We start from the raw sequence: 18,052 nt of genomic DNA on the forward strand, positions 1-18,052 counted from the left end.
TTGGGCAGGTCTGGATCTATCCTCGATTGATCTGCCAACAACCACAAGATCGAGGTAGCCCATGCGTGAAGTAGTGATCGTCGACAGCGTGCGAACCGGCCTGGCCAAGTCCTTTCGCGGCAAGTTCAACCAGACTCGCCCGGATGACATGGCGGCCCATTGCGTCAACGCGCTGCTCACCCGCAACGGCATTGACCCGGCGACGGTGGAAGACTGCATCGTCGGCGCGGCCTCCAACGAAGGCGCCCAGGGCCAAAACATCGGGCGCAACGTGGCGGTGCTGTCGCGGTTGGGCACCGGTACGGCGGGGATGACGCTCAACCGCTTTTGCTCATCCGGCCTGCAGGCGATTGCCATGGCGGCCAACCAGATTGCCTCGGGCTGCAGCGAGATCATTGTCGCCGGCGGCGTCGAGTCCATCAGCCTGACTCTCAAGAGCATCAACACTGACAACCTGATCAATCCGTTGCTCAAGGAACAGGTGCCGGGCATCTATTTTCCCATGGGCCAGACCGCCGAAATCGTCGCGCGCCGCTACCACGTCAGCCGTGAAGCGCAGGACGCGTATGCGCTGCAAAGCCAGCAGCGCACCGCGCAGGCGCAGGCGGATGGCCTGTTCGATGATGAAATCGTGCCGATGGCGGTCAAGTACCGGGTCGAGGATAAGGACACGGGCGGCGTGCAGATCCTCGACGGTGTGGTCGACCGCGACGACTGCAACCGACCCGACACCACCCTGGCCAGCCTCAGCGGTTTGAAGCCGGTGTTTGCCGAAGACGGCTCGGTGACGGCGGGCAATGCCTCGCAGTTGTCCGATGGCGCATCGATGACGCTGGTGATGAGCCTGGAGAAAGCGCTGGCACTGGGGCTCAAGCCCAAGGCGTTTTTCCGTGGCTTTACCGTGGCCGGCTGCGAACCCGACGAGATGGGCATCGGGCCGGTGTTCTCGGTGCCCAAACTGCTCAAGGCGAAGGGCTTGCAGGTGGCGGATATCGACTTGTGGGAGCTCAACGAAGCGTTCGCGTCCCAGTGCCTGTATGCGCGTGACCGGCTGGAAATCGACAATGCCAGGTACAACGTCAATGGCGGCGCTATCGCTATCGGCCACCCGTTCGGCATGACCGGTTCGAGGCAAGTGGGGCATCTGGTGCGCGAACTGCAGCGACGTCGTTTGCGCTATGGCATCGTCACCATGTGCGTGGGCGGCGGCATGGGCGCGAGCGGACTCTTTGAAGCCGTGCGCTGAACCAGCGCTGTCGCGCAGCAAACTGGCGCCTCTGTGGCAAGCCCTAATGCCGTTCAGTTAAGGAAAATGTGTGGGCTTATTGTGGCGAGCGGGCTTGCCCCGCGTTGGGGTGCGAAGCGCCCCCCATCGAGCAAAACGCGGTGTACCTGATACGGCTCAGCGCCTGGCTTTGGGGCTGCTGCGCAGCCCAACGCAGGACAAGCCTGCTCGCCACAGGGGATCTGCGCTTAGCTGAACGGCATTGGGGCAAGCCCTAATGCCGTTCAGTTAAGGAAAATGTGTGGGCTTATTGTGGCGAGCGGGCTTGCCCCGCGTTGGGGTGCGAAGCGCCCCCCATCGAGCAAAACGCGGTGTACCTGATACGGCTCAGCGCCTGGCTTTGGGGCTGCTGCGCAGCCCAACGCAGGACAAGCCTGCTCGCCACAGGGGATCTGCGCTTGCCTGAACGGCATTAGGGCATAGCCCGATCTGTTTGCTTGGCCCTAGAATGCAGGCTCTTCTACCTCAGGCATTTGGGGCAACTCATGCACATCTCTTCCGGTCGCTGGGTCTACGGTTTTCTCCTGACCCTGCTGACCGCATTGCTCTGGGGCATTCTCCCGATCAAGCTCAAACAGGTCTTGCAGGTGATGGACCCGATCACCGTCACCTGGTTTCGCCTGATGGTGGCCGGCGGTTGCCTGTTCATCTACCTGGCGGCGACCCGGCGTTTGCCCAGCTTGAAGGTGCTGGGCGCCAGAGGTGGCGGGTTGGTAGCAATGGCGGTGTGCGGACTGGTGGGCAACTACGTGCTGTACCTGGTGGGCCTGAAAATGCTCAGCCCCGGCACCGCGCAACTGGTGGTGCAGATGGGGCCGATCTTTCTGATGGTCGCCAGTGTGTTTGTGTTCAAGGAGCGCTTCAGCCTTGGGCAAGGCGTGGGGTTGGTCGTGTTGATTGTGGGTTTCGGGTTGTTCTTCAATCAGCGCCTGGCGGAGCTGCTTACGTCCATGGGCACTTATACCGCCGGGGTGTTGACGGTGCTGTTGGCGACCACGATCTGGGTGTTTTATGCGCTGGGGCAGAAGCAGTTGCTGACGGTGTGGAATTCGCTGCAGGTGATGATGGTGATTTATCTGTTTTGCGCGGCGTTGTTGACGCCGTGGGCGCAGCCGCTGGAGGCGTTGGCGTTGAGTCCGTTGCAGGGGGTGTTGTTGCTGGCGTGCTGCATGAACACGTTGGTGGCGTATGGGGCGTTTGCGGAGGCGCTGGCGCACTGGGAAGCTTCCCGGGTGAGTGCGACGTTGGCGTTGACGCCGTTGGTGACGTTTATAGCGGTGGCGTTGGCGGCGTGGTGGTGGCCTGGGTTTGTGCAGGCTGAGGAGATTAATGCGTTGGGGTATTTTGGGGCGTTGGTGGTGGTGATGGGGTCGGCGATGGTCGCTTTGGCGCCTTCTTTGATTGCCGGGCTCAGGGCTCGTCGGTTAAGACTGGCTTCCTAATGTGGGAGGGGGCTTGCTCCCGATGGTGGTTTGGTTGTGTACATATCCGTTGCTGCGGTTATGGCGGGTATTGGTTCCGCTCTTACAGCGGGTCACTTTTGGAAAAGAGCCCCAAAAGTAACCAAAAGGGCTCTTGCCCCACCACTCGGCACCTCGCTAATGCTCGGTGTGCCCGCACGCAGGCTTGAATCCGTGGGCCGCCGCAATGGGCCATCCCTGGCCCAGTGCGGCTAACCCGGCGTCCTGCCGGGTTACCCACGGATTCAAGCCTGCGTGCGGCCAGCGTGGTTGACGGGGCGCCTGGGATCAAGGTCAAGATCAAAAGCAGATCAAGATCAAGATCAAAGGCTTTTTAATGGCCGGCTTCCAGCATGTTTTCAGGGCGTACCCATTTGTCGAATTCTTCGTCGGTGAGGTAGCCCAGGTCCAGTGCGGCCTGGCGTAGGGTCAGGCCTTCGGCATAGGCTTTTTTGGCGATCTGTGCGGACTTGTCGTAGCCGATGTGTGGGTTCAACGCGGTGACGAGCATCAGGCCGCGTTCCAGGTGTTCGGCCATTTGTTCGGCGTCCGGTTCAAGACCTGCGATGCAGTGTTCCTGGAAGTTGTTGCAGCCGTCGGCCAGCAGGCGGATGGATTCGAGCAGGTTGTGGATGATCACCGGCTTGTACACGTTGAGCTGCAGGTGGCCCTGGCTGGCGGCGATGCCGATGGTGACGTCGTTGCCCAGCACCTGGCAGGCCAGCATCGACAGGGCTTCGCATTGGGTGGGGTTGACCTTGCCGGGCATGATCGAGCTGCCGGGTTCGTTGGCCGGCAGTTTGACTTCGGCCAGGCCGGCGCGGGGGCCGGAGCCGAGCAGGCGCAGGTCGTTGGCGATCTTCATCAGGGCCACAGCCAGGGTTTTCAGCGCGCCGTGCAGGGTCACCAGCGGTTCGTGGCCGGAGAGGGCTGCGAATTTGTTCGGCGCGGTCACGAACGGCAAGCCGGAAAGGGCAGCCAGCTCGGCGGCGATCGCTTCGCCAAAACCGTGGGGCGAGTTGAGTCCGGTGCCGACGGCAGTGCCGCCCTGGGCCAGCTCGCACACGGCGGGCAGGGCGCTGCGGATGGCGCGTTCGGCATAGTCGAGCTGGGCGATGAAGGCCGAGAGTTCCTGGCCGAAGGTGATCGGCGTGGCGTCCATCATGTGGGTGCGGCCGGTCTTGACCAGCTTCATGTGCCGCGCCGCCAGCTCCGCCAGGCCGCCGGACAATACGGTGATCGCCGGCAGCAATTGTTCGTGCACCGCTTTTACGGTGGCGATGCTCATGGCGGTGGGGAAGCAGTCGTTGGAGCTTTGTGAGCGGTTCACATGGTCGTTGGGATGCACCGGGCTCTTGCCGCCGCGGTTGTTGCCCGCCAGTTCGTTGGCGCGTCCGGCGATCACTTCGTTGGCGTTCATGTTGCTCTGGGTGCCACTGCCGGTCTGCCATACCACCAGCGGGAACTGGTCGTCATGAGTACCGGCGAGCACTTCGTCGGCGGCCTGTTCGATCAGGCGGGCGATGTCGGCGGGCAGGTCGCCGTTGCGGTCGTTGACGCGCGCGGCGGCTTTCTTGATCAGGGCCAGGGCGTGCAGCACTGCCAGCGGCATGCGTTGCTCGCCAATGGCGAAATTCACCAGCGAACGTTGGGTCTGGGCGCCCCAGTAAGCGTCATCCGGGACGTGAACGTCTCCCAGGCTGTCGGTTTCGATACGGCTCATCGGGCACTCTCCTTGAAGTCAGTCAGCGCAGTTTAGGCCGTGATGGGGCAGGGGGGTTCCATAAAAGACTTTTCATCGGATTAAAGCGGCGCTGATCCTTGTCCGACAAGGCCTGGGGTTGAGCCGCGAGGTTTTTTAGGCGCAGAATGGTCGCCCTTGGGGTCTTACCTCGCCTGTAGAAAAGGAAACTCGATGACTCGTCTTCGTGCCATCTGTACCGCGGTTGCTCTGGTTTGCGCCAGCGGCCAGGTTTTTGCCGATACCGCCAGCCACAACGCCAGTGCCGAAGCCTTTCTTACCCTGGCCCATGCCGACAAGCTGGGAACCCCGGTGTACATGCAAGTGCAACAAATGTTCGCCCAGCGTTTCGAACAGACCAAGGCGCCTGCCGCCAAGCAGTCCGTACTGGACAGCTACCAGGCCAAGGCCAACGCCGCGCTCGATCAGGCCATCGGCTGGCCGAAGCTGAAACCGGATATGGTCAAGCTCTACACCACCAATTTCAGCGAGTCCGAGCTCAAGGACCTGGTTGCGTTCTACCAGTCGCCGCTGGGCAAGAAGGTCCTGGAAAAAATGCCGCAACTGACCCAGCAATCGGCTCAGATGACCCAGGCCAAACTGGAAAGCGCCGTGCCGGTAGTGAACAAGCTGTTGGAAGACATGACCAACGAGCTGACGCCAAAAGCCGCCGCACCGGCCAAGAAGAAGTAAGCAGGAATGACCATGCAACAGCGTATCGAAACCGCGCTCGCCGCCCTGAGCCCGCAACACCTGAGCGTGCTGGATGAAAGCCATATGCACAGCCGTGGGTTGCAGACCCACTTCAAGGCCGTGCTGGTCAGCCAGCAGTTCGAGGGGCTCAACCGCGTCAAGCGCCACCAGACGGTCTACGCCACCCTGGGGGACCTGATGAGCGAGTTTCATGCGTTGGCGCTGCATACCTACACGCCTGATGAATGGGCGAAAATCGACGCAGCCCCGGCCTCGCCGACCTGCGCCGGAGGGCATTGAGGCAGCCACAAGTGTCAGCTGCCAGCGACAAGATTAGAGCCCTCGCAGCTGCCTTCTTGCTACAATCCCCAACGCGCCGCCCAGTCGGCGCGTTTTTTTTGCTTTTACTTGCAGCTTGCGGCTAAAAACTCGCAACTGCCGTTATCCGGTTCACCCCTTACGAGGGTAGCCACCTGGAGAGAACACCCATGACCCACCCCATCGTCGTGGCGGCACTGTACAAGTTCGTCACCCTCGAAGATTACGTCGCCCTGCGCGAGCCACTGCTGCAGGCAATGGTCGACAACGGCATCAAGGGCACCCTGCTGATTGCCGAAGAAGGCATCAACGGCACCGTGTCCGGCAGCCGCGAAGGCATTGACGGCCTGATGGCCTGGTTGAAGAAAGACCCGCGCATGGTCGACATTGACCACAAAGAGTCCTACTGCGACGACCAGCCGTTCTACCGCACCAAGGTCAAGCTCAAGAAAGAGATCGTGACCCTGGGCGTGGAAGGCGTCGACCCGAACAAAAAGGTCGGCACCTACGTTGAACCGCAGGACTGGAATGCGCTGATCAGCGACCCCGAGGTGCTGTTGATCGACACCCGCAACGACTACGAAGTGTCCATCGGCACCTTCGAAGGCGCGATCGACCCGAAGACCACCAGCTTTCGCGAGTTTCCCGACTACATCAAGGCCCACTTCGACCCGGCCGTACACAAGAAGGTCGCGATGTTCTGCACCGGCGGCATTCGCTGCGAGAAGGCCTCCAGCTTCATGCTCAGCGAGGGCTTCGATGAGGTCTATCACCTCAAGGGCGGCATCCTCAAGTACCTCGAGGAAGTGCCGCAGGCAGAAACCAAATGGCAAGGCGACTGCTTTGTGTTCGACAACCGGGTGACCGTGCGCCATGACCTCAGCGAGGGCGACTACGATCAGTGTCACGCCTGCCGCACACCGGTCAGCGTCGAGGACCGTGCGTCCGAGCACTATGTGGCCGGCATCAGTTGCCCGCATTGCTGGGATAAGCTGCCGGAGAAAACCCGTCGCAGCGCCATCGACCGGCAGAAGCAGATCGAGCTGGCCAAGGCCCGCAACCTGCCGCACCCAATTGGCTTCAACTACAAGCAAACCCCTTCCGAGGCCTGACCCATGTCCGCGCGCCTGCTCTATGTGATGGACCCGATGTGTTCCTGGTGCTGGGGCTTTGCCCCGGTGGCGCAGGCACTGGTTGAGCAGGCCCAGGCGGCCGGCGTGGACGTGCACCTGGTGGTGGGCGGCCTGCGTACCGGCAGCGGCGCGGCGCTGGAGCCGACCACCCGACGCTACATCCTTGAACACTGGCAGGCTGTCACCGACGCCACCGGCCAGCCGTTCAAGCGCGAAGGGGCCTTGCCCGACGGCTTTGTCTACGACACCGAACCTGCCTGCCGCGCCATCGTCACCGCGCGCAGCCTGGCGCCGGATTGCGCGTGGATCCTGCTGGGGCTGATCCAGCGCGCGTTTTATGTCGAGGGCCGCGATGTGACTCTGGCCAGCGTACTGGTTGAATTGGCCGAACAGGCGGGCATCCCGCGCATCGAATTTGCCGGTGCCTTCGACCGTGCCGAGCAGCATGCGGCGACGGCGGCGGATTTCAGCTGGGTGCAGGACCTGGGCATCGCCGGTTTCCCGACGCTGCTGGCCGAGCGCGATGGCCAACTGGCCTTGCTGACCAACGGCTACCAGCCATTGTCCGAGCTTTCGCCGTTGTTGAGCCGATGGCTTGAGCGAGCGGCCAGTGCCTGAGCTGCCCGCCCGCATCGACCGCCTGACCTGGGCGGAAATTCGCCGCCTGGCCTTGCGTCACAAAAAATCCCTGTGGATCGCCAATGGCGTGGCCGTGCTGGCGACCCTGTGCAGCGTGCCGATTCCCCTGCTGCTGCCGCTGCTGGTCGACGAAGTGCTGCTGGGCAGCGGCGATGCCGCGCTCAAGGTGATGAACCACGCGCTGCCCCTGGGTTGGCAAAAAGCCGCTGGCTATATCGGCCTGATGCTGCTGGTCACCCTGACCCTGCGCTGTGGCGCGCTGGTGTTCAACGTGGTGCAGGCGCGCCTGTTTGCGCGGTTGGCCAAGGACATCGTGTACCGCATCCGCGTGCGCCTGATCGAACGGCTCAAGCGCATCTCCCTCGGCGAATACGAAAGCCTGGGCAGCGGCACCGTGACCACGCACCTGGTCACCGACCTGGATACGCTGGACAAATTCGTCGGCGAAACCCTCAGCCGCTTTCTGGTGGCGATGCTGACGCTGGTGGGCACCTCGGCGATTCTGGTGTGGATGCATTGGCAGCTGGCGCTGTTGATTCTGCTGTTCAACCCGCTGGTGATCTACTTCACGGTGCAGTTGGGCAAGCGCGTCAAGCACCTCAAGAAGCTGGAAAACGACAGCACCTCGCGCTTCACCCAGGCGCTCACCGAAACCCTGGACGCCATCCAGGAAGTGCGCGCCGGCAATCGCCAGGGCTTCTTTCTCGGACGCCTGGGCGAGCGTGCCCGGGAAGTGCGTGACTACGCCATCCATTCACAATGGAAAACCGATGCCTCCAGCCGCGCCAGTGGCCTGTTGTTCCAGTTCGGTATCGACATTTTCCGCGCGGCGGCGATGCTCACGGTGCTGTTTTCCGATCTGTCCATCGGCCAGATGCTCGCCGTGTTCAGCTACCTGTGGTTCATGATCGGCCCGGTGGAACAGTTGCTGAACCTGCAATACGCCTACTACGCGGCGGGCGGTGCGCTGACACGGATCAACGAGCTGCTGGCGCGTGCCGACGAGCCGCAGTATGCCGGTGGCGAAGACCCGTTCAGCGGGCGCGAGACCGTCGGTATCGACGTGCGCGGCCTGGATTTCGGCTATGGCGAAGAGCGGGTGCTGAACCAGTTGAACCTGACCATCGCGCCTGGTGAGAAGGTCGCGATTGTGGGGGCCAGCGGCGGCGGCAAAAGTACCCTGGTGCAACTGCTGCTCGGGTTGTACACGGCGCAAGCCGGCAGCATCCGGTTCGGCGGTGCAACCCAGCAGGCCATCGGCCTTGAGACCATCCGCGAAAACGTGGCGGTGGTGCTGCAGCATCCGGCGCTGTTCAACGACACGGTGCGCGCCAACCTGACCATGGGCCGTGAACGCAGCGATGAGGCCTGCTGGCAGGCCCTGGAAATCGCTCAACTGGATGTGACCGTCAAGGCTCTGCCTCTGGGCCTGGACAGTGTGGTGGGGCGCTCCGGTGTGCGCTTTTCCGGCGGGCAGCGCCAGCGGCTGGCGATTGCGCGCATGGTGCTGGCCGAACCCAAGGTGGTGATACTCGACGAGGCCACCTCGGCGCTGGATGCGGCCACCGAGTACAACCTGCATCAGGCATTGGCGCGGTTTCTCAGCGGCCGTACTACACTGATCATCGCCCACCGTCTGTCGGCGGTGAAGCAGGCCGATCGAGTTTTGGTCTTCGATGGCGGTCACATTGCCGAAGATGGCGACCACCAGCAGTTGATCGCCGATGGCGGGCTTTACGCCAAACTTTACGGGCACCTGCAACAAGTGCGTTGATTTGGCCTAGGCTGAGCTATCGGAAGCAGATTTTCGTGCGCTTACCCAGCTGTGCATGTGCAAGGGACTTCATGAAGCAAAAGCGGACTCTAGGAACGCCACGGCTGCTGGGCATTGTCTGGCCCTTCATTGCCGTCGTACTGTTTCAGGCACTGTTGGGCTGTCTCAGTCTGTACGTGCTGTCGGCGGTGCGTGGCTATGTGGCGGGTGAAAGCTTGTGGTCCAAGGGCCAGAAGGACGCCATCTATTACCTCACGCTCTACGCCGATAACCGCGACGCGGCCACCTATCTCAAGTACCAGCAAGCCATCGCCGTGCCCCAGGGCGGGCATGAACTGCGCATCGCGCTCGACCAGCCCGTGCCGGACACCGAGGCCGCGCGCCAGGGCATCCTCAAGGGGGGGAATCACCCGGACGATGTGTCCAGCCTGATCTGGCTGTACCTCAACTTTCGCCATTTCAGCTACCTGGAAAAAGCCATCGAGCTGTGGACGGTGGGCGACGGCTACCTGGTGCAACTGGATGACCTGGCCCGCTCGATGCACGGCGCGATCAACAGCGGCCAGGTCAGCGAGCGGGATGTGCGGCGCTGGAAGGCGCATATTTTTGCGATCAACGATGGCGTGACGCCGGCAGCCATGGCCTTCAGCGATGCCTTGGGCGAGGGGTCGCGGATGATTCTGCGGCTGCTGGTGATCACCAACCTGGCCACCGCCCTGGTTTTGATCGCACTGGCGCTGCTGCGCACGCACAAACTGCTGACCCAGCGCCACGCGTTTGCCGATGCGCTGCAACTCGAGAGGGAGCGCGCGCAGATCACCCTGGAGTCAATCGGTGACGGCGTCATCACCACTGATGTCGACGGCGCGATCACTTACCTGAACCCGGCTGCCGAAGCGCTGACCCACTGGACCTCGGCCCAGGCCCAGGGTTTGCCGCTGGCGGCGCTGTTCAAGTTGCTGGACGAAGATGCCGAGTCCGATGGCTTCACCCTGATCGAACACATCATCAAAGGTCAGCTCAGTGGCGGCAGTGACCATTCAACGCTGATCCAGCGCCTGGACGGCAGCACTGTTTCGGTGACGCTGGTGGGGGCGCCGATCCGCAGCGCAGGCAAGATCAGTGGCGCGGTGCTGGTGCTGCATGACATGACTCAGGAGCGTCAATACATCGCCAACCTGTCCTGGCAGGCGACTCACGATGCCTTGACCGGTCTGGCCAATCGGCGCGAATTCGAGCACCGCCTGGAGCAGGTGTTGCAGCAGGCGGGGCGCCAGCCCAATGCCCGGCATGCGCTGATGTTCCTCGACCTGGATCAGTTCAAGCTGGTCAATGACACCTGCGGGCACGCGGCAGGTGACGAACTGCTGCGGCATATCTGCGCGTTGTTGCAATCGGACCTGCGCGAAGATGACACCCTGGCACGGCTGGGCGGCGACGAGTTCGGCATCCTGCTGGAGAACTGCCCGGTGCCGGTGGCGGAAAAGATCGCCGAAAGCCTGCGCCATACGGTGCAAAGCCTGCATTTCGTTTGGAAGGGCCGGCCGTTCATGACCACCGTGAGCATCGGCCTGGTGCATATCACCAGCACGCCGACCACCCTGGAAACCTCGCTGCGCACGGCCGACATGGCTTGCTACATGGCCAAGGAAAAAGGCCGCAACCGCGTGCAGGTCTACCATGCCGACGATTCCGAGCTGTCCATGCGCTTTGGTGAAATGGCCTGGGTACAGCGTTTGCACATGGCACTGGAAGAAGACCGTTTTTGCCTGTACGCCCAGGAAATTTCGCCGCTGGGGCAAACGGAGGGTGGCAGTGGCCACATTGAAATCCTGTTGCGCCTGCACGATGAAACCGGCCGCATCATTCTGCCGGACAGTTTTATTCCGGCGGCCGAGCGTTATGGGCTGATGACGTCTCTGGATCGCTGGGTGGTGGAAAACGTGTTCAAGATTATCGCCCGCTGCCTGCATGAGCGCCCGGGCCGGCCCATGGCGATGTGTGCGATCAATCTGTCAGGCATCACCATTGGCGATGATGATTTTCTCGGCTTTTTACGTGAGAAATTCAACACTTACAGTATTCCACCGGAAATGATTTGTTTTGAAATAACCGAGACAAGTGCTATCGCCAATTTGGGCAGTGCAATTCGCTTTATTAATGAACTCAAAGCCTTAGGTTGCCACTTCTCCCTCGACGACTTTTGCGCCGGAATGTCCTCATTCGCTTATCTGAAACATTTACCTGTAGACTTCCTGAAGATCGATGGAAGTTTCGTAAAGGATATGCTGGACGACCCGATTAACCGTGCCATGGTTGAAGTGATCAACCATATCGGCCATGTCATGGGTAAGCGCACAATTGCCGAGTTTGTAGAGACACCCCAAATCGAACAGGCGTTACTGGAGATTGGTGTGGATTACGCTCAGGGCTACCTGATTGAACGCCCGCAATTGTTTACCTTCGATAGCCTGCAGTGCCGACCCGCGCGGCCGCAGCCATTGTTATTCAAGGCGCCCGGCACATTCCGCTGAAACATTTGCTGGTCTGTACAATCACACTTAAAAAGGAGCCCTACAGTGATCGACACATTCAACCGAACCGGCCCGCTTATGGAAGCCTCGAGTTACCCAGCCTGGGCGCAACAACTGATCCAGGACTGTAGCGAGAGCAAGCGCCGGGTTGTCGAACACGAACTGTACCAGCGCATGCGCGACAATACGCTCAGCGCCAAAACCATGCGCCACTACCTGATCGGTGGCTGGCCTGTGGTGGAACAGTTTGCCTTGTACATGGCACAAAACCTCACCAAAACCAAGTTCGCGCGCCATCCTGGGGAGGATATGGCGCGACGTTGGCTGATGCGCAATATTCGTGTGGAACTCAACCACGCCGACTATTGGGTTCATTGGGCCCGTGCCCATGGCGTCAGCCTTGAAGAACTGCAGGCGCAAAACGTACCGCCGGAGCTGCACGCACTGAGCCATTGGTGCTGGCACACCAGTTCGTCCGATGCGTTGATCGTCGCGATTGCCGCCACCAACTATGCGATCGAGGGGGCGACCGGGGAGTGGTCGGCCGTGGTGTGTTCAACCGGCGTGTATGCGGCGGCCTTCCCTGAGGAAGACCGCAAGCGGGCGATGAAGTGGTTGAAGATGCATGCCCAGTACGACGATGCTCACCCATGGGAAGCGCTGGAGATCATTTGCACCCTGGCCGGCATGAACCCGACCAGAGCCCTGCAGGAAGAACTGCGCCAGGCCGTGTGCAAGAGCTACGACTACATGTACCTGTTCCTGGAAAGCTGCATGCGTCTGGAGAGAGAAACAGCGCCCGTGGCCGCCCGAGAACGGCCGGTACGCGTGGCCAGCGAAGCATGATGTAAACCCAGTGGCGGGGGCTTACCCCGCCATTGCCAGACGGTTGCGACCTTCACGCTTGGCGACATACAAGGCGTTGTCGGCGCGACGCAGCAGGCTCTCGGCGGATTCGGCCGCCAGCAAGGTGGAGCAACCCAGGCTCACCGTCAGATCGATGCGGGTATCGTCCGCCCAATAATTCTCGGCCTGTGCCGCCTGGCGCAGTCGCTCGCCGACCATCGCCGCCGCCTCCCGGCTGGTGTTGGAGAGCAGGATCAGAAATTCTTCCCCGCCATACCTGAACACCATGTCCACATTACGCAACTGGCCCTTGATCGACGCCGCCACTGCGCGCAGCACGTGGTCGCCGGCGCTGTGGCCATGGGTGTCATTGATGTGCTTGAAGTGATCGATGTCCAGCATCAGCAGCGACAATGGGTTCAAATGCCGGCGCGCCATGTCGATTTCGCGCTGCAGGGTCTGGTCCATGGCGATGCGGTTGCCCGTCTGGGTCAGCGGGTCGCGCAGCGCGCTGCGGGTGGCCGTGCGATAAAGCAGGGCATTGCGCATTGGGTAGAGCAGGGTGGACAGCAGTGATTCGAGCTGCCCCAGCTCTTCCTCGGCCAGGCGCTGGTTGCGGCGCAGCACCAGTTCGCCCAGAGGTTCGCCCTCGTGGCTGAGGGTGTAACTCACCGAGTGATGGCCGCGCTGGCCGAACTCAAGTCGCAGGTCGCTGGCCTGATGGCGATAAACCATCGCGTCGAGGGGCACCAGTCGCTGGATTTCGCGAAAGAACAGACCCAGGATGCGCTCCGGCTCCAGGCTGGTTTGCAGATGCTGCCCCAGTTGCTGGCGTAACTGAGCCAGCGTTACGGGGCGGTGCGGCAGCGGCGAGGGCTGACCGAAACCCAGGCGTTGCAATTTGGCGCTGTCGAAGTCGATTGCGTGGATCTGGGTAGGTGTTTTCATCAGCAATCGGCCTCTCAGCACTTGAACGTCTTACAGGCTAAGTCAGCGTGTCGGGTGCCATTACTTGCCCTGCTTGGGAAGTGTTAGAGCGAGATTCATGCCAATTCGTTTAATTAAAAAAAACACCTTACAAATCAATGGCGGTTTCTACGGGCGCAAACGCCCGCCTAAGTGTCACGCCGGTTATTTGGCTGATGCACCAGGATGTTGTGATCAATCTGCTCAATCGACGTCACGCCGGTCAGTGTCATGGCCACGCGCATTTCCCTGGCGAAGATGTCCAGCAGGTTTTCCACGCCCTGCTGGCCATCGGCAGCCAGCGCATAGGCAGTGGCGCGCCCCAGCAGGCAGGCCTTGGCACCCAGGGCCAGCATGCGCACCACGTCGAGACCGGAGCGAATGCCCGAATCCACCAGCACGGTCAGCTCATCGCCCACCGCGTCGGCAATGGGCGGCAGCGCCCTGGCGGTGGACAGCACGCCATCGAGCTGCCGCCCGCCATGGTTGGACACCACGATGCCGTCCGCGCCGAAACTCACTGCGTCCCTCGCATCCTGCGGGTCGAGGATGCCCTTGATAATCATCGGGCCCTTCCAGACGTCGCGGATCCATTCCAGGTCTTTCCAACTGATCGAGGGGTCGAAGTTGTTGGCCAGCCAGCCCATGTAATCTTCCAGGTGCGTAGGTTTGCCCAGATACGTTGAAATGTTGCCGAGGTCGTGGGGGCGGCCCATCAACCCCACATCGAACGCCCACTGCGGCTTGGTGATGGCCTGCAACAGCCTGCGCTGAGCGGCGTACGGCCCGGACATGCCCGAGTGCGCGTCGCGGTAGCGTGCACCGGGCGTCGGCATGTCGACGGTAAACACCAGAGTGGTCACGCCGGCAGCCTGCGCGCGCTCCAGCGCGTTGCGCATGAAGCCGCGGTCCTTGAGCACATACAACTGAAACCAGAGGGGCTGCGAGCTTTGCGACGCCACTTCCTCAATCGAACACACCGACACCGTCGACAGGCAAAAGGGAATGCCCTTGTTGGCCGCCGCCCTGGCCGCCTGCACTTCACCGCGCCGCGCGAACATGCCGGTCAGCCCCACCGGACTCAGGATCACCGGCAAGGTATGTTCCTGGCCGAACAACGAGGTGCTGAGACTCAGGTTGTCGACGTTGCGCAGCACCCGCTGGCGCAGGCCGATGTCGGTCAAGTCCGAGCAGTTGGCGCGCAAGGTGTGTTCGGCGTAGGCGCCGCCGTCGATGTAGTCGAACAAAAAGCGCGGCAACTTTCGCTTGGCGGCGGCGCGGTAATCGGAAGCGGACGAGATGATCATTGGGCAGTGTCTCCGGCAGGATGCGTTAACCATAGGCAAAGATCTGGCATGATAAAAACAACTTTTATCACTACAGCCAAGTCGCAAAAGGAATGCCGATGAACCTGCGCACATTGCGCGCCTTTGTTGAGGTGGTGCGCCAGGGAGGGTTCTCCCAGGCGGCCGAGGTGGTGTCCCTCACCCAGTCCACCGTAAGCAAGGCGGTCAAGACCCTGGAAGAGGAATTGGGCATGCCGTTGCTCAATCGTCTGGGTCACCGAAACGAGCTTACCGCCGCCGGCGAAATGACCTACCGCCACGCGCTGGCGCTGCTCGCCGAACACGCCAACCTTGTGGCCGAAATCCACGACCTGCGCGGCCTCAAACGCGGCGTATTGCGCATCGGCTTGCCGCCGGTGGGCTGCGGCCTGCTGTTTGCGAGCATGTTTGCGATTTACCGCAGCCGCTACCCGGACATCGAGATCGAGCTGACCGAATACGGCAGCAAGAAACTGCGCGAATGCCTGCAAGCCGGTGAGGTCGACCTCGCGGCACTGCTGTTGCCCGTGGATGAAGGCTTCGACTATCAGCCCGTACGCAATGAACCCTTGATCGCCGTCTTGCCGGTCAGCCATCCTCTGGCGCTGCGCAGCCGCATCGACTTCACGGATCTGGCCGACTCACCGTTCATCCTCTTTGAAGCCGGCTTCGCGCTGAACGCCAAGATCCTCGCCGCCTGCGAGCGCAGGGGTGTGACACCCAAGGTCACCGCGCGCAGCGCACAGATCGACTTCATCGTCGATCTGGTCGCCGCCGGCCTCGGTGTCGCCTTCCTGCCGCGCATGCTCGCGCTCAAGCACCAGCACGCCGGCATTGCCCTGATCCCCCTGGACGAACCGCACACCGACTGGCACATCGCCCTGGCCTGGCGCAGCAGCGCACACCTGCCGCCGGCGGCGCGGGCCTGGCTGGATCTGGCCGAGGAGCAGCAGCTTTCTGCAGGCCATCCGCTTTAAACCTGGCAGTCAGCAGGGCAGGGTTGACTTCTTCTTTTTAATCAGTAACATACGGCGCATTCCGCGATAGCTCAGTTGGTAGAGCAAATGACTGTTAATCATTGGGTCCCTGGTTCGAGTCCAGGTCGTGGAGCCAGATAGAAAAGCCTGCAGCGATGCAGGCTTTTTTTTGCCTGGGATTTGCCGAAGGTAACAGACCAGGCCGGGCAGGCACTAAAGTGAAAAAGGGCGGTCAACAGGCCCCCACTTTCAAGATATGAAACATGCACTTACGTATTATTGCCGCTGCCTTGTCTGCCCTGGTTTTGCTTGCGCCTGTCGCCCACGCCCGCAACCTGTCGGCCCTCTACTCGAAAGACGAAAAGCGCCTGTCCTTTGACAGCTGCGCCGACCTGTTCCCGGCCGCACCGATCAACACCGCTACCGTACCCGCCAGCCTGAAACCGCTGGCGCTGTGTTCCGATAACTTTGCCGTGCTCTACTCGCAAACCAGCAAGACGCCGCTGGTGGTGGTCGAACGCCTCAACGCCGCCTTGTTGAAAGCTGCGAAAGGCGAAGAGCGTACCAACCAGTTCTACGCCGACCCACGCATTCCCAAAGGCGGTCGCGCGGAGCTGAGTGACTACCATGCCCAGCACCCTGCGGTGGACCGCGGCCACCAGTCGCCGGCCGCCGACGCGCCAGACGCGCATGCCATGGCGCAGTCGTTCGCGCTGTCGAACATGGTGCCGCAAGACCCCACCAACAACCGCAAGATCTGGAGCAAGGTCGAGTCCGATGTGCGCAAGTTCGCCGCGCGCGCGGGCGGCGATGTGTTTGTGTTCACCGGGCCGTTGTTCGACGCGGGTTACGGCACCATTGGCCGCAATAAGGTGTGGGTGCCGACGCGGCTGTTCAAACTGGTGTATGACGCCGCTTCCAAACGTGCCTGGGCCTATGTGCTGCCTAATTCGGAAACCCGCATTCAACGGCCGATGGATTACGACAGCTTCGTGAAAACCACCGGGCTGAAGTTGTTGGGCAATCTGCCGGTGAGCGGTTCGATAGGCCGTGGCTGATCGAGCGTCCCACTGTAGGAGCGGGTGAGCCGGCTGTTACGAAAAAACGGCATACTGACCGTCCTGCAATCAACGTCAAACGAGATCTCCATGAGCACCTCCCTTTCGCTGGCGCCCACGCGCAAGCCAGTCGCGCCGCTGCTGGCCTTTATCCTGCTGGTCGTCGGCGCGCTGTTCCTGCAAAACACGGTCGGCGCGCGCCAGGTGCTGTTGCTGGTGGTCGGCGCTGCCCTGGGCCTGACCCTCTACCACGCCGCCTTCGGTTTCACCTCGGCGTGGCGCGTGTTCATCAAGGACCGGCGCGGTGCCGGGCTGCGTGCGCAGATGGTGATGCTGGCGGTGGCGGTGCTGCTGTTTTTCCCGGCGCTGGGCGCGGGCACGCTGTTTGGCCAGCCGGTGGTGGGGCTGGTGGCGCCGGCCGGGGTGTCGGTGGTATTTGGCGCCTTTATCTTCGGCATCGGCATGCAACTGGGGGGCGGCTGCGCGTCGGGCACCTTGTTCACCGTGGGCGGCGGCAATGCGCGCATGCTGGTGACACTGTTGTTCTTTATCTGTGGTTCGCTGATCGCCACGCACCATGTGGATTGGTGGTTTGCGCTGCCGGCGTTCCCGGCGATGTCCATCGTCAAGAGTTTTGGCGTAGTACCAGCATTGGTCCTGAGCCTGGTGGTGTTTGCGGCGATTGCGTTGCTGACCGTGCGCCTGGAAAAAGCCCGGCATGGCCAGCTTGAAGAAGGCGTGACAAGCGAGCACCAGGGGCTGCGCCGCTTTCTGCGCGGGCCGTGGCCGCTGGTGTGGGGCGCGATTGGCCTGGCGCTGCTCAACTACGCCACCCTGGCCCTGGCCGGTCGGCCGTGGGGCATCACCTCAGCGTTCGCGCTGTGGGGCGCCAAGGTGGCGAGCGGGTTGGGGGTGGACGTGTCCGGCTGGGCGTTCTGGCAGATGCCCGGCAATGCCAAGGCCCTGGCCGCGCCGGTATGGGAAGACATCACCAGCGTGATGGACATCGGCATCGTTCTCGGCGCGCTGCTGGCCGCAGGCCTGGCCGGACGCTTCGCCCCCAGCCTGAAAATCCCCGCGCGTTCGCTGATAGCCGCAGTGATCGGCGGGCTGCTGCTCGGCTACGGCTCGCGCCTGGCCTACGGCTGCAACATCGGCGCGTACTTCAGCGGCATTGCCTCGGGCAGCCTGCATGGCTGGGTGTGGCTGGTGGCGGCGTTTATCGGCAACGGCGTGGGTGTGCGCCTGCGGCCGTTTTTCTTCGCAGGTGAAAGGCCGCCGGTGGCGTTGAACGGTTGCTGAA

The 18,052-nt window shown here is 62.0% G+C and carries 15 protein-coding genes and 1 tRNA gene; 13 read left to right on the forward strand and 3 right to left on the reverse strand.

Annotated elements, in window-relative coordinates:
• The first annotated feature begins 61 nt into the window (after positions 1-61).
• Together ACXX81_RS06225 and ACXX81_RS06230 are read left to right on the forward strand one after the other, a co-directional pair.
• Positions 62-1,246 carry a thiolase family protein gene (locus ACXX81_RS06225; protein ID WP_209983301.1) on the forward strand — a complete coding sequence of 395 codons (1,185 nt, stop codon included), beginning with the start codon at positions 62-64 and terminating at the stop codon, positions 1,244-1,246.
• A 524-nt stretch (positions 1,247-1,770) separates the two neighbouring features.
• Positions 1,771-2,727 carry a DMT family transporter gene (locus tag ACXX81_RS06230; RefSeq protein ID WP_458571362.1) on the forward strand — a complete coding sequence of 319 codons (957 nt, stop codon included), beginning with the start codon at positions 1,771-1,773 and terminating at the stop codon, positions 2,725-2,727.
• 352 nt (positions 2,728-3,079) lie between these two features.
• Here the strand turns inward: ACXX81_RS06230 and ACXX81_RS06235 are convergent, their stop codons facing one another.
• The gene (locus tag ACXX81_RS06235) at positions 3,080-4,468 is read right to left on the reverse strand and encodes a class II fumarate hydratase (protein WP_209983297.1); all 1,389 of its coding nucleotides are present in this window, start codon (positions 4,466-4,468) and stop codon (positions 3,080-3,082) included.
• A 192-nt stretch (positions 4,469-4,660) separates the two neighbouring features.
• Between ACXX81_RS06235 and ACXX81_RS06240 the strand changes: the two genes are divergently transcribed.
• From ACXX81_RS06240 to ACXX81_RS06270, 7 genes are all read left to right on the forward strand, one after another.
• Positions 4,661-5,179, forward strand: a complete 519-nt coding sequence (locus ACXX81_RS06240; RefSeq protein WP_003236690.1) for a DUF2059 domain-containing protein — start codon at positions 4,661-4,663, stop codon at positions 5,177-5,179.
• 6 nt (positions 5,180-5,185) lie between these two features.
• Positions 5,186-5,479, forward strand: a complete 294-nt coding sequence (locus ACXX81_RS06245; RefSeq protein ID WP_209983295.1) for a BolA family protein — start codon at positions 5,186-5,188, stop codon at positions 5,477-5,479.
• A gap of 188 nt (positions 5,480-5,667) precedes the next feature.
• On the forward strand, positions 5,668-6,609 hold the full coding sequence (trhO, locus tag ACXX81_RS06250; protein ID WP_209983293.1) for an oxygen-dependent tRNA uridine(34) hydroxylase TrhO: 942 nt from the start codon (positions 5,668-5,670) through the stop codon (positions 6,607-6,609).
• Positions 6,610-6,612: 3 nt separating this feature from the next.
• Positions 6,613-7,248 (forward strand): DsbA family protein, encoded by a 636-nt coding sequence (locus ACXX81_RS06255; RefSeq protein WP_209983292.1) that lies wholly within the window; start codon positions 6,613-6,615, stop codon positions 7,246-7,248.
• Between the two features lies 1 nt (position 7,249).
• Positions 7,250-9,043, forward strand: a complete 1,794-nt coding sequence (locus ACXX81_RS06260) for an ABC transporter ATP-binding protein (RefSeq protein WP_458572567.1) — start codon at positions 7,250-7,252, stop codon at positions 9,041-9,043.
• A 71-nt stretch (positions 9,044-9,114) separates the two neighbouring features.
• Positions 9,115-11,577, forward strand: coding sequence for an EAL domain-containing protein (locus ACXX81_RS06265; protein ID WP_209983290.1), 2,463 nt, complete (start codon positions 9,115-9,117; stop codon positions 11,575-11,577).
• Between the two features lie 78 nt (positions 11,578-11,655).
• Positions 11,656-12,423 carry an iron-containing redox enzyme family protein gene (locus tag ACXX81_RS06270; protein WP_422396112.1) on the forward strand — a complete coding sequence of 256 codons (768 nt, stop codon included), beginning with the start codon at positions 11,656-11,658 and terminating at the stop codon, positions 12,421-12,423.
• A 21-nt stretch (positions 12,424-12,444) separates the two neighbouring features.
• On the opposite strand, the gene ACXX81_RS06275 is transcribed toward ACXX81_RS06270, so the two are convergent.
• The gene (locus tag ACXX81_RS06275; RefSeq protein WP_231423100.1) at positions 12,445-13,371 is read right to left on the reverse strand and encodes a GGDEF domain-containing protein; all 927 of its coding nucleotides are present in this window, start codon (positions 13,369-13,371) and stop codon (positions 12,445-12,447) included.
• Positions 13,372-13,538: 167 nt separating this feature from the next.
• The gene (gene lldD, locus ACXX81_RS06280) at positions 13,539-14,696 is read right to left on the reverse strand and encodes an FMN-dependent L-lactate dehydrogenase LldD (RefSeq protein WP_458571363.1); all 1,158 of its coding nucleotides are present in this window, start codon (positions 14,694-14,696) and stop codon (positions 13,539-13,541) included.
• A gap of 98 nt (positions 14,697-14,794) precedes the next feature.
• On the opposite strand from lldD, the gene ACXX81_RS06285 reads away from it, so the two are divergent.
• The 4 genes from ACXX81_RS06285 to ACXX81_RS06300 all read left to right on the forward strand — a co-directional run bounded on the left by ACXX81_RS06285 (position 14,795) and on the right by ACXX81_RS06300 (position 18,051).
• The gene (locus tag ACXX81_RS06285; RefSeq protein ID WP_209983280.1) at positions 14,795-15,691 is read left to right on the forward strand and encodes a LysR family transcriptional regulator; all 897 of its coding nucleotides are present in this window, start codon (positions 14,795-14,797) and stop codon (positions 15,689-15,691) included.
• Positions 15,692-15,751: 60 nt separating this feature from the next.
• A tRNA-Asn gene (locus tag ACXX81_RS06290) sits at positions 15,752-15,827 on the forward strand.
• A 127-nt stretch (positions 15,828-15,954) separates the two neighbouring features.
• Entirely contained in the window at positions 15,955-16,749 is a 795-nt protein-coding gene (locus ACXX81_RS06295) for a DNA/RNA non-specific endonuclease (protein WP_458571364.1), read from the forward strand.
• A 90-nt stretch (positions 16,750-16,839) separates the two neighbouring features.
• A complete protein-coding gene (locus ACXX81_RS06300) occupies positions 16,840-18,051 on the forward strand; it encodes a YeeE/YedE family protein (RefSeq protein ID WP_458571365.1) in 1,212 nt (403 codons plus the stop codon).
• Position 18,052 lies beyond the last annotated feature (1 nt).

Source organism: Pseudomonas sp. GNP013, assembly GCF_054343995.1.